The following is a 14,336-nucleotide window of genomic DNA, read 5'->3' as shown; positions in this document are numbered from 1 at the left end:
ATTCATAACACAGTCAATATGACAGTATGGATTGTCAAAATGACAGTGAGGACAGCATGAGTTTTTCTGTTGATGTTCTGGCGGGGATCGCCATTGAATTACAGCGCGGAGTGGGCCATCAGGATCGTTTTCAGCGTCTGATTACTACGCTGCGCCAGGTGCTGGAATGCGATGCTTCTGCGTTGCTGCGTTATGAGGCGCGCCAGTTTATCCCGCTGGCGATTGATGGTCTTGCACGTGATGTGCTCGGCAGGCGTTTTACCCTCGAAGGGCATCCCCGACTGGAGGCCATCGCCCGCGCCGGAGACGTGGTGCGCTTTCCGGCAGACAGCGATTTGCCTGACCCGTATGACGGATTGATCCCGGGGCAGGAGAGTCTGAAAGTGCATGCCTGTATTGGGTTGCCGCTTTTTGCCGGGCAGAACCTGATCGGCGCGCTGACCCTCGATGGCATGGCGCCGGATCAGTTTGATGTTTTCAGCGATGAGGAGTTACGGCTCATCGCCGCGCTGGCCGCTGGTGCATTGAGCAATGCGCTGCTGATTGAACAACTGGAAAGCCAGAATATGTTGCCGGGGTCGAGTACCGATTTCGAACAGATAAAAGAGACGCAGATGATTGGTCTCTCGCCGAACATGATGCAGTTGAAAAAAGAGATCGAGATTGTGGCAGGCTCCGATCTTAACGTGTTAATCAGCGGCGAAACTGGTACCGGGAAAGAACTGGTGGCGAAGGCGATTCACGAAGGTTCACCTCGCGCGGTCAACCCGTTGGTCTACCTGAACTGCGCCGCGCTGCCGGAAAGCGTGGCGGAGAGCGAACTGTTTGGTCATGTGAAAGGGGCATTCACCGGGGCCATCAGCAACCGTAGCGGCAAATTTGAAATGGCCGATAACGGCACGTTATTCCTCGATGAAATTGGTGAACTGTCGCTGGCTCTGCAAGCCAAACTGCTGCGCGTATTGCAGTATGGCGATATTCAGCGCGTCGGCGATGACCGCAGCCTGCGCGTGGATGTGCGCGTGCTGGCAGCAACGAATCGCGATCTGCGTGAAGAGGTGCTGGCGGGACGTTTTCGTGCCGATCTGTTTCATCGTCTGAGCGTGTTTCCGCTTTTGGTTCCCCCGCTACGGGAGCGTGGGGAAGATGTGGTGTTGCTGGCGGGTTATTTTTGCGAGCAGTGTCGATTACGACTGGGGCTTTCCCGCGTGGTGCTCAGTCCTGGGGCGCGTAGCCATCTGCTGAATTACGGCTGGCCGGGTAACGTGCGTGAACTGGAACATGCGATTCATCGGGCGGTAGTGCTGGCGCGCGCGACCCGATCCGGAGACGAAGTGGTACTGGAAGCGAAGCATTTCGCGTTGCAGGAGGAGGCCATGACGCCGCAGCCGGAAGTGACAGCGGGTTTACCGCGCAATCACAATCTGCGTGATGCGACGGAGGCGTTCCAGCGGGAAATGATTCGCCAGGCGCTGGCGCAAAATAATCACAACTGGGCGGCCAGCGCCCGGGCACTTGAAACGGATGTCGCCAACCTGCACCGGCTGGCGAAGCGTCTGGGGCTGAAGGATTAGAGTATCCCGGCCTGATAGAAATCCTGCAGGTTGATGGCGCCGGTGAGCTTACCGGTTTCATCCACCACCGGCGCGGCGGTAATTTTGCGTTTCATCAGGATCTCTTTGGCATCAATCGCCCGGCTTTCTGACTGCAAGGTGATGCCGTTGTGGGTCATCGCTTCACTGACCGGCGTGGTGAGCGCGCCGCCGCCAACCAGCCAGCGACGCAGGTCGCCGTCGGTAAAGACGCCTTTCACCTGCATCTGGTCGTCGCAAACGGCGACCAGACCCAGACCGGTACGGCTTAATTCCAGCATCGCGTCCATCACGCTGGTAGCAAGTTGAACCTGCGGGACAGCATCGTCACGGCGCATCAGGTGATGCACTTTATTAAGCAAACGCGCGCCCAACGCACCGGCCGGATGCGAGCGGGCAAAATCTTCTTCATTGAAGCCGCGTGCCTGCATAATCGCCATCGCCAGCGCGTCGCCCATCATCAGGGTATTGACGGTGCTGGAGGTCGGCGCCAGGTGCATCGGGCAGGCTTCGCGCTCAACGGAGATATCCAGAACAGCCTTCGCCGCCAGACCCAGCGGTGAATTGGGTTTGCCGGTCATTGCCAGCAGGGCGATGGATTTATCTTCCAGACGCGGGATGATGAGATCCAGCTCTTTTGCGCCGCCGGAATAGGAGATAAACAACATCACATCACGGCTTTCGATCATCCCCAGATCGCCATGCAGCGCTTCGGCAGGGTGAACAAAAAAGGCCGGGGTGCCGGTACTGGCGAGCGTCGCGGCGATTTTCTTACCAATATGGCCCGATTTGCCGATACCTGAGACAATCACTTTGCCTTCACAGTGGATAATGGTATTGGCGGCGCGGATAAAATCATCGCCCAGACGTTCCGGCAGACGGCTTGCTTCCTGTAATTCCAGCATTAACGTCTGACGGCCCGCGTTCAGTAGTGCATCACTCATTGGTTTCTCCGGTTATGATCACTTCAATCCCTTTCTCTTCCAGCGCCTGACGAAATGCGGGATCAATACCCGCGTCGGTAATCAGTTTGTCGACGCTTTCCAGACTGCACACAACATTCGGACTCTTGCGGCCAAACTTTGATGAGTCCGCCATCAGAATGACTTCGCGAGCGGCGTTACACATCGCTTTGCTGACGGTGTAAACCTCATTAAAGGTGGTCACGCCGGCACTGAGATCAATACCGTCGGTGCCCATGAAGAGTTTATCAAAACTGAACTGCTCAAAGGCGTTTTCGGCCAGTTGTCCGTGAAATGAGGCCGATTTTTTACGAAATGTTCCGCCAGGCATCAGGATGGTTTGTTCGTTGTCTAACTCGGACAGCGCGTTGACAATGTGCAGGCTGTTGGTCATGACGGTGATATTGCTAAAGCGGGTAAGCATCGGCACCATTTGTAGCACGGTACTCCCGGCATCCAGAATGATGGAGTCGCCATCATGGATAAAGCGGACCGCAGCTTCAGCAATACGCTCTTTCTTATGCGTATTGATCAGCGTTTTGTGATCGATAGGCGGATCGGACTCATCTTTATTTAACATCACGCCGCCATAGGTGCGAATGACGGTACCGGCATTTTCCAGAACGACAAGATCTTTGCGAATGGTCGTGCCCGTGGTGTCAAAGTACTGGGCCAGTTCTTCCACAGAGCTTTTACCCTGTTTTTGCAGATGCTCCAGAATGGCGGCCTGACGCTGACGAGGTTTCATAGGCGAAATAACCCTGAATTAAATTTGCGAAATGATAATTTCGCAAGCTAATAGCATTCACAACGAAATTACCCATGTTTCAGATTAAGCGCCAATGATAGTGCATTCTGCGATAGCGGATCATGGGGAAAGATCACATCAGGCTGTAATTCATTAAGATGTTTGCCCTGAATGTCGGCGATTTTTCCTGGTCTGGCGAATACGGTGAGACCTTTCATAAACAACGTATCGGTGACTCGCTGATTGTCATCGACAGCGACGGCGACCACGACGCGCGGTTTAAAACGTCCTCCTGAACGCCCTACGCCGACACGTCCCTGTTGGCAAAGCCGGTCAAATGCATTGTTAAAGCGCGATATTTGCCAGTATCCCAGCGCCAGTTGTGCACACCAGGCAATGACGGCGACAGTAACGAGTGCGGATACCATATGTTGCTCCTTTTATTTTGCCAGACGGCGGTTTTACTTTATCCGGCCAGCGGGTAGGCCCGGTAAGCGTATCGCCACCGGGCGATACCCATTAAAACATTACTTGTCCACCGGTAACGTTGATTGACTGCCCGGTGCAGTACGACGCTTTCGGGCTGGCATAGAATAACAACATGTTCAGCACATCCTGATAGTCGCAGCCGCGCTTCAGCGGAACCTTATCAATGTAATACTGCTCCACTTCGTCTGGCTTGATACCCAGCTTGGTGGCGTACTGCGGCAGCAACGACTGGAACATCGGTGACTTTAACAGGTTGCCGAGCATCAGCGAATGCACGGTAATGCCATATTCCGCCAGATCCAGCGCCAGCGACTGCGTTAACCCCACGCCGCCAAACTTCGCCGCGCTATAGCCGGAATTGTGCTTGCTGCCCACTTTACCGGATTTGGAGTTGATCTGAATAATACGTCCCTGAATCCCATCGCGGATCATCAGACGGGAGAATTCACGTGCGCAGAGGAAGTAGCCGACCAGATTCACCTGCAGCGAGCGGTCAAAATCACCGAGCTGGAAATCACTGATAAATGCTGCTTTCGCAATCCCGGCGCTGTAAACCAGCAGATCCACGCGGCCAAAGATTTCATCCACACCGCGAGAGAGTGCGAGCACGCTCTGTTCGCTGGTGGCGTCGGCGCCGAAACCGTAGGCCATGCCTTCGCCAAATTCTGCGTTAATCTCCTGTGCAACGTTTGCGGCTTTATCACTCTGAATATCTACCACCGCAACGCGATACCCTTCTGCTGCAAGCCCACGGCTGAGGAACGCCCCCAGGGTCTGTCCTCCACCAATGACAACGGCAACCTGATTCATTTTTCTCTCCTTAAGCGACAAACTTCAAAATACAGCCCGGTGCGATATCGTCCGGTACAGGCCCCGCGACATGCACGGTGCCGGGAAATTCCGCTTCGCTCAGCCCATCGAAGCGCAGGGTGATATGCCCCAGTTCACGTAAATTCTGCTCGGCCACACTGCCAACGGCAGTGACCGGATAACGATGCTGACCCAGTTCGAACTGGGCGCCGGGCTGCAGCGGGCCGTTCAGTTCGCCATGACAATGGATAAAGCAAAACTCCTCGATATCCGCAGGCGCGCCTTCACGAAAGGTAATCAGCATCTGGTCGCAGAGCGCATCCGGTGCGCTCTGGCCGATACGGGTGATGGTGGTCTGATAAATAACGGTCATGTCGACACCTCTTATTGATAGATAAAGCCGGAAACAAACCAGGCGATGAGAACGGTGGGCGCCCCCGTCAGGAAGCGGCTCACCAGTACCGACGGCACGCCGACGCGAACGGTGTCCTGACGGGCTTCTGCCAGCGACAGACCGACCGGAATAAAGTCACAGGCTGCCTGGGCGTTAATGGCAAACAGGGCGGGCAGCGCCAGATGCGGCGGGATGTTGCCCAGGCCAATTTGCACGCCGATCAGAACGCCGATAACCTGCGCAATGACCGCACCTGGGCCGAGGAACGGCGACAGCAGCGGGAACGAACAGATCAGCGCCAGCGTCACCAGACCCAACGGATGGCTGGCAAGCGGCGCCAGGCCATGGGCGATCCAGTCACCCAGACCCGAGGCCATGATGATACCGATCAGTGCCGAGACGAATGCCATGAACGGCAGAATGGTTTTCAGAACCGTATCGATGGTGTCGCGACCGGACTGGAACAGCACGGCCACCGCCGACCCCATCCCCATGCCGACTTTTGCTAACAGGCCATCGCTCTGTTCGGTGATTTTTTTGCTGCTGTCGTAATCACGCCCGGCGGTAGCGCTTGCCGGTTGTGATTGCGGCTGCGGTGCAGCAGACGCGTCGCTGATGACGGTGATGTTGTCTTCCCTGACGCCAGAGACATAAATGTCTTCAACAATATACTGGGCCAGCGGGCCGGATTTCCCGGTTGAGTGAATGTTCACGGTCGGAATACGGCGTTTAGGATAGATGCCACAACGCAGCGTCCCGCCACAGTCAATGATGGCAACGCCAATTTCGTCTTCAGGCGGTTCTCCCTCTTTAAAGCCATCGACAGCCTGCCAGCCGGTTAACTGCGCCAGTTTGTCGACAATCGCCGGGCGAGTGCCTGCGGTGATATAGACAATTTTCTTTCCGGCGGTCACGTCCAGCTCTAACGGGCCACCCCAGCCGCCAGTTCCTCGTTCAATTCGAATACGCGTCATGATGCTGCTCCTGCAAGGTGGACTTTCTGCTCAAGTTGGATACCCATCTTTTTCTCAAAGATGGAGGTTGTGAGGTCCGTGACCCAGCCACGAAAGAAGTTGGTGACCACTCCGACCAGCAGATAGCTCACGGCCAGTGGCCCGAGCGGGAGACCTAACGTGGTCAGGCCGCTGGCAATGCCGAGGTAAACGAACAGTTCGCCAGGGTTGATATGCGGGAACAGGCCGTTCATTGAGTGACAGCTGTAAGAGGCGGCTGCGTAATAGCTGGGCTTGTATTTCTCTGGCATGAAGCGGCCCAGACTCAGGGTCATGGGGTTACAAAACACAAACGTGCCAATAAAAGGCAAAATCAGGTAGCGGGACAACGGATTCCCGGCGCAGCGCTGGGCGAAGCGTTCGATTCGCTGCTGGCCGATAAAGTTGATCAGCGCATTCATGATGACCAGCAGGCTGATCAGCAGTGGAAGAATGCCGGTGACCATCCCGGTAAACACCTCTCCACCTTTCTGGAACAGCCCGATGAACCACTCTGCTCCATGTGTAATGGTTTCGATCATTGTTCTCTCCTGTAGGGATTTTTAGTTATCTTGCGAATGGGTGACTTATTTTAATCAGATTGAAAGAAATAAAAGTGTTATTTTGATCTCAAAATGAAAGTAAAATATTTTAAGTTGAAAGTTTTTGTGGAAAGGAAAGAATGTACTGACGATCTAACGAGGGGAAGTGATACGTAAATTGTGTGACGGAGCGCGTCAGGCGCTTCCTTGTATGGCGGGGGATGCTTTACCATACTTCTCTCTGGCTGAATCTGTTTAATGGATGTCTCATGTTCAAGCGTCGTTATGTAGCATTACTTCCCCTGTTTGTGTTACTTGCTGCCTGTAGTAGCAAACCGAAACCTCAAGAGCCTCAAACGACAACGGGCACGCCTTCCGGCGGCTTCCTGCTTGAGCCCCAGCACAACGTTATGCAAATGGGCGGCGACTTTGCCAATAACCCAAATGCGCAGCAGTTCATCGATAAGATGGTGAACAAGCACGGTTTTAATCGTCAGCAGTTGCAGGAGATCCTGTCACAGGCGAAGCGCCTGGATTACGTTTTGCGTCTGATGGACAGGCAGGCGCCGACCACGCAGCCGCCGGCCGGACCTAACGGCGCATGGCTACGCTATCGCAAACAGTTCATTACCCCGGATAACGTGCAAAACGGCGTGGCATTCTGGAATCAGTATGAAGATGCGCTCAACCGTGCCTGGCAGGTTTACGGCGTTCCGCCGGAGATCATCGTGGGCATTATTGGCGTGGAAACCCGCTGGGGCCGTGTGATGGGAAAAACGCGCATTCTGGACGCGCTGGCGACGCTGTCGTTTAACTACCCACGTCGTGCGGAGTACTTCTCCGGCGAGCTGGAGACGTTCCTGCTGATGGCGCGTAACGAACAGGATGACCCGTTAGATTTGAAAGGATCCTTTGCTGGCGCGATGGGTTACGGACAGTTCATGCCGTCGTCTTATAAAGAGTACGCGGTAGATTTCAACGGCGACGGCCACATCAACCTGTGGGATCCGGTCGATGCTATCGGTAGCGTGGCGAATTACTTCAAAGCGCACGGTTGGGTGAAGGGCGACGCGGTGGCGGTGATGGCGAACGGTCAGGCACCGGGACTGGCGAATGGCTTTAAAACGCAGTACAGCCTTTCTCAACTGGCGGCCGCCGGACTCACGCCGCAACAACCGCTGGGCAACCATCAGCAGGTGAGCCTGCTGCGCCTGGATATTGGTACCGGCTACCAGTACTGGTACGGTTTGCCGAACTTCTATGCTATTACCCGCTACAACCACAGCACCCATTACGCGATGGCGGTGTGGCAGTTAGGTCAGGCAGTGGCGCTGGCGCGCGTGCAATAATGGTTTTTACCCAGGGTTGCTTCGGCTTCCCTGGGCCTCACTCGATTTTTCGGAATCCCCCTCGTAAAATTGTTACCTCATCCCCATCTCCGTTGGGAAAGTGTTATCTTGTCCGGCATATTTTTTAACTGACAGAGGCTGATATGACTGACAGTGAACTGATGCAGTTAAGTGAACAGGTCGGGCTGGCGCTGAAAGCGCGTGGTGCGACGGTGACTACCGCAGAGTCCTGCACCGGCGGTTGGGTGGCGAAAGCCATTACCGATATTGCTGGCAGCTCCGCCTGGTTTGAGCGCGGTTTTGTCACCTACAGTAACGAAGCAAAATCGCAGATGATCGGCGTGCGGGAAGAGACGCTGGCGCAGCATGGCGCGGTCAGTGAACCGGTGGTGGTTGAGATGGCGATTGGCGCACTGAAAGCGGCACGTGCCGATTTTGCGGTTTCCATCAGCGGGATCGCCGGGCCGGATGGCGGCAGCGAAGAGAAACCGGTCGGCACCGTCTGGTTTGCCTTCGCCAGCGTGCGCGGAGAAGGGATTACCCGTCGGGAATGCTTTCACGGCGACCGTGAGGCGGTGCGTCGGCAAGCCACGGTTTATGCGCTGCAAACCCTGTGGCAACAATTTCTACAAAATACTTGATACTGTATGACCATACAGTATAATTGCGACAACAGTACAGAATCACTATCCGGTTTCAGCCGGCATGACAGGAGTAATTAATGGCTATCGACGAAAACAAACAGAAAGCGTTGGCGGCAGCGCTGGGCCAGATCGAAAAGCAATTCGGTAAAGGCTCCATCATGCGCCTGGGTGAAGACCGTTCTATGGATGTGGAAACGATCTCCACAGGTTCGCTTTCACTGGATATCGCGCTGGGCGCAGGCGGCCTGCCGATGGGCCGCATCGTCGAAATCTACGGGCCGGAATCATCCGGTAAAACCACGCTGACGCTGCAGGTGATTGCCGCGGCGCAGCGCGAAGGTAAAACCTGTGCGTTTATCGATGCAGAACACGCGCTGGACCCGATCTATGCACGTAAGCTGGGCGTTGATATCGACAATCTGCTCTGTTCTCAGCCGGACACCGGTGAACAGGCGCTGGAAATCTGTGATGCGCTGGCGCGTTCTGGCGCTGTCGACGTTATCGTTGTCGACTCCGTAGCGGCACTGACGCCGAAAGCGGAAATCGAAGGCGAAATCGGTGACTCTCACATGGGCCTCGCGGCGCGTATGATGAGCCAGGCGATGCGTAAACTGGCCGGTAACCTGAAGCAGTCCAACACGCTGCTGATCTTCATCAACCAGATCCGTATGAAAATTGGTGTGATGTTCGGTAACCCGGAAACCACGACCGGTGGTAACGCACTGAAATTCTACGCTTCTGTTCGTCTGGATATCCGTCGTATTGGCGCGGTGAAAGAGGGCGATAACGTGGTTGGCAGCGAAACCCGCGTGAAGGTGGTGAAAAACAAAATTGCGGCACCGTTTAAACAGGCTGAATTCCAGATCCTTTACGGTGAAGGTATTAACTTCTATGGCGAACTGGTTGACCTGGGCGTGAAAGAGAAGCTGATCGAGAAAGCGGGCGCCTGGTACAGCTACAACGGCGAGAAAATTGGTCAGGGTAAAGCGAATGCAACCACCTGGCTGAAAGACAACCCGGCGACTGCGAAGGAAATTGAGAAGAAAGTTCGCGAAATGCTGCTCAATAACCAGGATACCAAACCTGACTTCGCTGCTGATGACGGTGAAGGCGTTGCGGAAACCAACGAAGATTTTTAATCGTCAGGTGTCGTCCGTCCGGATAACGCAACACTGCCATCCGGCAAAAAGTTGAATTACACTCAAGGGCTGCATTGATGCAGCCTTTTTGCATTTCTGATTTCGAAGGTTGTTATGAGTGAACCCACACCGCGCCGACCCGCGTATTCCCGGCTGTTAGATCGCGCAGTACGTATCCTCGCGGTTCGTGACCACAGCGAACAAGAGTTGCGACGTAAACTTGCCGCCCCGGTGATGGGGAAAAATGGACCGGAAGAGATTGATGCGACTGCGGAAGATTATGAACGAGTGATTGCCTGGTGTTACGAGCATCAGTATCTCGATGACGACCGGTTTATCGCCCGCTTTATCGCCAGCCGCAGCCGTAAAGGCTATGGTCCGGCGCGCATTCGCCAGGAGTTGAATCAAAAGGGCATTGCCCGTGAATCGACGGAAAAAGCAATGCGGGAATGTGAGATTGACTGGAGCGTTCTCGCACGCGATCAGGCCTGTCGTAAATATGGTGAACCGCTGCCTGGCGCATTTTCAGAAAAGGTTAAGATACAGCGATTTTTGCTCTATCGTGGATATCTGATGGAGGATATCCAGGAAATATGGCGAAATTTTGACGATTGAGCGCATACGGGATTTTACTTCCCCGTAAAGAAAACTTATCTTATTCCCACTTTTCAGTTGCCGGCGGCCCAGTCAATCAAGAGTTGTTGCTGGTAATGATTTTTCGTTAGCAAGATTTCAGGATAATTATGAGCAAGAGCACCGCTGAGATCCGTCAGGCGTTTCTCGACTTTTTCCATAGTAAGGGACATCAGGTAGTTGCCAGCAGCTCCCTGGTTCCAAACAATGACCCCACTTTGTTGTTTACCAACGCCGGGATGAACCAGTTCAAGGACGTTTTCCTTGGGCTCGACAAGCGTAATTATTCCCGCGCAACCACATCTCAACGCTGCGTGCGGGCGGGTGGTAAGCACAACGATCTGGAAAACGTTGGTTACACTGCACGTCACCATACCTTCTTCGAAATGCTGGGTAACTTCAGCTTCGGCGACTATTTCAAGCATGATGCAATCCAGTACGCATGGGAATTGCTGACCGGTGAAAACTGGTTTGCCCTGCCGAAAGAGCGTCTGTGGGTGACCGTCTACGAAACAGACGATGAAGCCTATGAAATCTGGGAAAAAGAAGTCGGTATTCCTCGCGAGCGTATTATCCGCATCGGTGATAACAAAGGTGCGGCTTATGCGTCCGACAACTTCTGGCAGATGGGCGACACCGGTCCGTGCGGTCCGTGCACCGAAATTTTCTACGATCATGGCGATCACATCTGGGGCGGCCCTCCGGGAAGCCCGGAAGAGGACGGCGATCGCTACATTGAGATCTGGAACATCGTCTTTATGCAGTTCAACCGTCAGGCTGACGGTACGATGGAGCCGCTGCCTAAGCCTTCCGTGGATACCGGTATGGGTCTGGAACGTATTGCGGCTGTGCTGCAACATGTCAACTCCAACTACGAAATTGACCTGTTCCGTACGCTGATTGAAGCAGTAGCGAAAGTGACCGGTGCAACCGATCTGAGCAACAAGTCACTGCGCGTGATTGCGGATCACATTCGTTCCTGTGCGTTCCTGATTGCCGACGGCGTGGTTCCGTCGAACGAAAACCGTGGCTATGTTTTGCGTCGTATCATTCGTCGTGCGGTACGTCATGGCAACATGCTGGGCGCGAAAGAGACCTTCTTCTATAAACTGGTGGGTCCACTGATTGACGTCATGGGATCGGCGGGCGAAGAACTGAAGCGTCAGCAGGCTCAGGTTGAGCAAGTTCTGAAAACCGAAGAAGAGCAGTTTGCCCGTACGCTCGAGCGTGGCCTGGCGCTGCTGGACGAAGAACTGGCGACACTGTCCGGCGATACGCTGGACGGCGAAACAGCATTCCGTCTGTACGATACCTACGGTTTCCCGGTTGATCTGACGGCTGACGTGTGCCGTGAGCGCAACATCAAAGTGGATGAAGCCGGTTTTGAAGCCGCCATGGAAGAGCAGCGTCGTCGCGCGCGCGAAGCCAGCGGTTTCGGTGCGGACTATAACGCGATGATTCGCGTGGATAGCGCCTCTGAATTTAAAGGCTACGACCATCTGGAACTGAACGGTAAAGTGACCGCGCTGTTTGTTGATGGTAAAGCGGTTGATGCGATCAGTGTCGGTCAGGAAGCCGTTGTCGTACTGGATCAAACCCCATTCTATGCGGAATCCGGTGGTCAGGTTGGCGATAAAGGTGAACTGAAAGGCGCGGGCTTTGCGTTTGCCGTAAGTGACACGCAAAAATATGGTCAGGCAATTGGCCACCTCGGCAAGCTGTCTGCGGGCTCTCTGAAAGTGGGCGATGCGGTCCAGGCTGATGTGGATGAGGCGCGTCGTGCGCGTATTCGTCTGAATCACTCCGCAACGCACCTGATGCACGCGGCGTTGCGCCAGATTCTGGGCAAGCACGTGGCGCAGAAAGGGTCGCTGGTTAACGACAAAATGCTGCGCTTCGATTTCTCGCATAATGAAGCAATGAAGCCGGCGGAAATCCGGGCGGTTGAAGATCTGGTGAACGCGCAGATTCGTCGTAACCTGCCGGTTGAAACCCACGTGATGGATCTGGAAGCGGCGAAAGCAAAAGGCGCAATGGCGCTGTTCGGCGAGAAATATGACGAACGCGTTCGCGTGCTGAGCATGGGTGATTTCTCTACCGAACTGTGCGGCGGGACGCACGCCAGCCGTACCGGTGACATCGGCCTGTTCCGTATTGTCTCTGAGTCCGGAACCGCCGCCGGGGTTCGTCGCATTGAAGCGGTAACCGGTGAGGGCGCCATTGCGACTGTGCATGCAGAAAGCGATCGTTTAGCCGATATTGCACATCTGTTGAAGGGCGATAGCCAGAATCTGGGCGACAAAGTGCGTTCAGTGCTGGAACGTACTCGTCAGCTTGAGAAAGAGCTTCAGCAGTTGAAAGAACATGCTGCGGCGCAGGAAAGTGCGAATCTTTCCAGCAAAGCGGTTGATATCAATGGCGTTAAGCTGTTGGTGAGTGAGCTTGCGGGTGTTGAGCCGAAAATGTTGCGCACCATGGTTGATGATCTGAAAAATCAACTGGGGTCGACAATTATCGTGCTGGCAACGGCAGCGGAAGGTAAGGTTTCTCTGATTGCTGGTGTGTCTAAGGACGTGACCGACCGTGTCAAAGCAGGGGAACTGGTAGGTATGGTCGCTCAGCAGGTGGGCGGTAAGGGTGGTGGTCGTCCGGACATGGCGCAAGCCGGTGGTACGGATGCTTCTGCTCTGCCTGCGGCGTTAGCCAGTGTGCAAGCCTGGGTCAGCGCAAAATTGTAATAACTATAAGCGTTAGCCGATGCCGCGGATAAGCATTCCGCGGCGTTTGCATCAACGTTGTCGACAACGATAAAGTCAGGTTGAAGTTGTGTATATCGGCTAAACTTAGGTTTAACAGAATGTGATGCCGTGACTGCTTACATGTAATGTGTTTGTCATCGCTTACTTTTTGGCGTTATATGATGGATAATGCCGGGATACAGAGAGACCCGACTCTTTTAATCTTTCAAGGAGCAAAGAATGCTGATTCTGACTCGTCGAGTTGGTGAGACCCTCATGATTGGAGATGAGGTCACCGTGACAGTTTTAGGGGTGAAGGGCAACCAGGTACGCATCGGCGTAAACGCCCCGAAAGAAGTATCTGTCCATCGTGAAGAGATCTACCAGCGTATCCAGGCTGAAAAATCCCAGCAGTCCAGTTACTAAGGTTTCCGCGTCTCACCTGACCGGGTGAGGCGCAACCTGACATCGTCGCAATATCCCACTCTGTTTCGTTTTTCTGTGACTCTTTTTCCAGTTTCGCCTGGCGCTACTGCATCCGTATGTCTTTTCCATTGAGGTAGTCCGTTGCCCAGAGTCCAATTTATCTGTTGATAAAACACTCTTTTTGCCGTTTTTGCAGACTAATTGAACGTGAAGTGTGCAAACGATAAAAGCTCAGGAAAAATTGTTTGACTTATAAGTCCCAGAAAGTAATATGTGCGCCACGCAGCGACGATGAGCAGAAACAAGTTCTTCGAAGCACTCGTAAGAGGCGTGTGGTGAGGTGGCCGAGAGGCTGAAGGCGCTCCCCTGCTAAGGGAGTATGCGGTCAAAAGCTGCATCCGGGGTTCGAATCCCCGCCTCACCGCCATTTGCATCCGTAGCTCAGCTGGATAGAGTACTCGGCTACGAACCGAGCGGTCGGAGGTTCGAATCCTCCCGGATGCACCATCTCTTACTTGATACGGCTTTAGTAGCGGTATCAAAATCTGCAGTAAAGTAAGTTTCCCGATGCATCCGTAGCTCAGCTGGATAGAGTACTCGGCTACGAACCGAGCGGTCGGAGGTTCGAATCCTCCCGGATGCACCATCTCTTACTTGATACCGCTTTTGTGCAGTATCAATATCGGCAGTAAAATAAGTTTTCCGATGCATCCGTAGCTCAGCTGGATAGAGTACTCGGCTACGAACCGAGCGGTCGGAGGTTCGAATCCTCCCGGATGCACCATCTTCTCCCGAATAACAGCGAGTTTGTTGTTTCATGGTCTGCGAGAGCATCGTAAGCACCAGGGGGATAACGTTGCGCCAGCAACAGCCCTAAG

Annotated in this window: 14 protein-coding genes and 4 tRNA genes; 11 read left to right on the top strand and 7 right to left on the bottom strand. The window is 54.2% G+C overall.

Annotated features, from left to right (window positions below):
- The first annotated feature begins 56 nt into the window (after positions 1 to 56).
- Positions 57 to 1,574, top strand: coding sequence for a nitric oxide reductase transcriptional regulator NorR (gene norR, locus AOY24_RS15765; RefSeq protein ID WP_054176945.1), 1,518 nt, complete (start codon positions 57 to 59; stop codon positions 1,572 to 1,574).
- On the opposite strand, the gene gutQ is transcribed toward norR, so the two are convergent.
- From gutQ to srlA, 7 genes are all read right to left on the bottom strand, one after another.
- A complete protein-coding gene (gutQ, locus tag AOY24_RS15760; RefSeq protein ID WP_054176944.1) occupies positions 1,571 to 2,536 on the bottom strand; it encodes an arabinose-5-phosphate isomerase GutQ in 966 nt (321 codons plus the stop codon). The two genes, norR and gutQ, sit on opposite strands and share 4 nt — an antisense overlap.
- Positions 2,529 to 3,302 carry a DNA-binding transcriptional repressor gene (locus tag AOY24_RS15755; protein WP_042999605.1) on the bottom strand — a complete coding sequence of 258 codons (774 nt, stop codon included), beginning with the start codon at positions 3,300 to 3,302 and terminating at the stop codon, positions 2,529 to 2,531. The genes gutQ and AOY24_RS15755 overlap by 8 nt, the downstream gene beginning before the upstream one ends.
- Before the next feature lie 68 nt (positions 3,303 to 3,370).
- Complete coding sequence (gene gutM, locus AOY24_RS15750; protein WP_042999606.1) at positions 3,371 to 3,730, bottom strand: transcriptional regulator GutM; 360 nt, start codon at positions 3,728 to 3,730, stop codon at positions 3,371 to 3,373.
- Positions 3,731 to 3,821: 91 nt separating this feature from the next.
- Positions 3,822 to 4,601, bottom strand: a complete 780-nt coding sequence (gene srlD, locus AOY24_RS15745; protein WP_042999607.1) for a sorbitol-6-phosphate dehydrogenase — start codon at positions 4,599 to 4,601, stop codon at positions 3,822 to 3,824.
- A gap of 10 nt (positions 4,602 to 4,611) precedes the next feature.
- Positions 4,612 to 4,974 (bottom strand): PTS glucitol/sorbitol transporter subunit IIA, encoded by a 363-nt coding sequence (gene srlB, locus AOY24_RS15740; RefSeq protein ID WP_042322676.1) that lies wholly within the window; start codon positions 4,972 to 4,974, stop codon positions 4,612 to 4,614.
- An 11-nt stretch (positions 4,975 to 4,985) separates the two neighbouring features.
- The gene (locus AOY24_RS15735) at positions 4,986 to 5,969 is read right to left on the bottom strand and encodes a PTS glucitol/sorbitol transporter subunit IIB (RefSeq protein ID WP_044266608.1); all 984 of its coding nucleotides are present in this window, start codon (positions 5,967 to 5,969) and stop codon (positions 4,986 to 4,988) included.
- Positions 5,966 to 6,529 (bottom strand): PTS glucitol/sorbitol transporter subunit IIC, encoded by a 564-nt coding sequence (gene srlA, locus AOY24_RS15730; protein WP_044266606.1) that lies wholly within the window; start codon positions 6,527 to 6,529, stop codon positions 5,966 to 5,968. Before srlA ends, AOY24_RS15735 begins: the two co-directional genes overlap by 4 nt.
- 269 nt (positions 6,530 to 6,798) lie before the next feature.
- On the opposite strand from srlA, the gene mltB reads away from it, so the two are divergent.
- The 10 genes from mltB to AOY24_RS15680 all read left to right on the top strand — a co-directional run bounded on the left by mltB (position 6,799) and on the right by AOY24_RS15680 (position 14,242).
- Positions 6,799 to 7,878, top strand: coding sequence for a lytic murein transglycosylase B (gene mltB, locus AOY24_RS15725; RefSeq protein ID WP_042999611.1), 1,080 nt, complete (start codon positions 6,799 to 6,801; stop codon positions 7,876 to 7,878).
- Positions 7,879 to 8,021: 143 nt separating this feature from the next.
- The gene (pncC, locus tag AOY24_RS15720) at positions 8,022 to 8,519 is read left to right on the top strand and encodes a nicotinamide-nucleotide amidase (protein WP_044255090.1); all 498 of its coding nucleotides are present in this window, start codon (positions 8,022 to 8,024) and stop codon (positions 8,517 to 8,519) included.
- 80 nt (positions 8,520 to 8,599) lie between these two features.
- On the top strand, positions 8,600 to 9,661 hold the full coding sequence (gene recA / locus AOY24_RS15715) for a recombinase RecA (protein ID WP_042999613.1): 1,062 nt from the start codon (positions 8,600 to 8,602) through the stop codon (positions 9,659 to 9,661).
- A gap of 114 nt (positions 9,662 to 9,775) precedes the next feature.
- Positions 9,776 to 10,276, top strand: coding sequence for a recombination regulator RecX (gene recX / locus AOY24_RS15710; RefSeq protein ID WP_044255094.1), 501 nt, complete (start codon positions 9,776 to 9,778; stop codon positions 10,274 to 10,276).
- A gap of 128 nt (positions 10,277 to 10,404) precedes the next feature.
- Positions 10,405 to 13,032 (top strand): alanine--tRNA ligase, encoded by a 2,628-nt coding sequence (alaS, locus tag AOY24_RS15705; RefSeq protein WP_054176943.1) that lies wholly within the window; start codon positions 10,405 to 10,407, stop codon positions 13,030 to 13,032.
- 240 nt (positions 13,033 to 13,272) lie between these two features.
- On the top strand, positions 13,273 to 13,458 hold the full coding sequence (gene csrA, locus AOY24_RS15700; RefSeq protein WP_000906486.1) for a carbon storage regulator CsrA: 186 nt from the start codon (positions 13,273 to 13,275) through the stop codon (positions 13,456 to 13,458).
- Between the two features lie 334 nt (positions 13,459 to 13,792).
- Positions 13,793 to 13,885: transfer RNA gene (locus tag AOY24_RS15695), tRNA-Ser, on the top strand.
- Between the two features lie 3 nt (positions 13,886 to 13,888).
- Positions 13,889 to 13,965: transfer RNA gene (locus AOY24_RS15690), tRNA-Arg, on the top strand.
- Positions 13,966 to 14,027: 62 nt separating this feature from the next.
- Positions 14,028 to 14,104: transfer RNA gene (locus tag AOY24_RS15685), tRNA-Arg, on the top strand.
- 61 nt (positions 14,105 to 14,165) lie between these two features.
- Positions 14,166 to 14,242 (top strand) — tRNA-Arg (locus AOY24_RS15680).
- The last annotated feature ends 94 nt before the right edge of the window (positions 14,243 to 14,336 follow it).

The organism is Citrobacter sp. CtB7.12, assembly GCF_001297795.1.
GTDB classification, from domain to species: Bacteria; Pseudomonadota; Gammaproteobacteria; order Enterobacterales; family Enterobacteriaceae; genus Citrobacter_A; species Citrobacter_A amalonaticus.
This window is presented reverse-complemented; position numbering and strand designations above follow the sequence as displayed.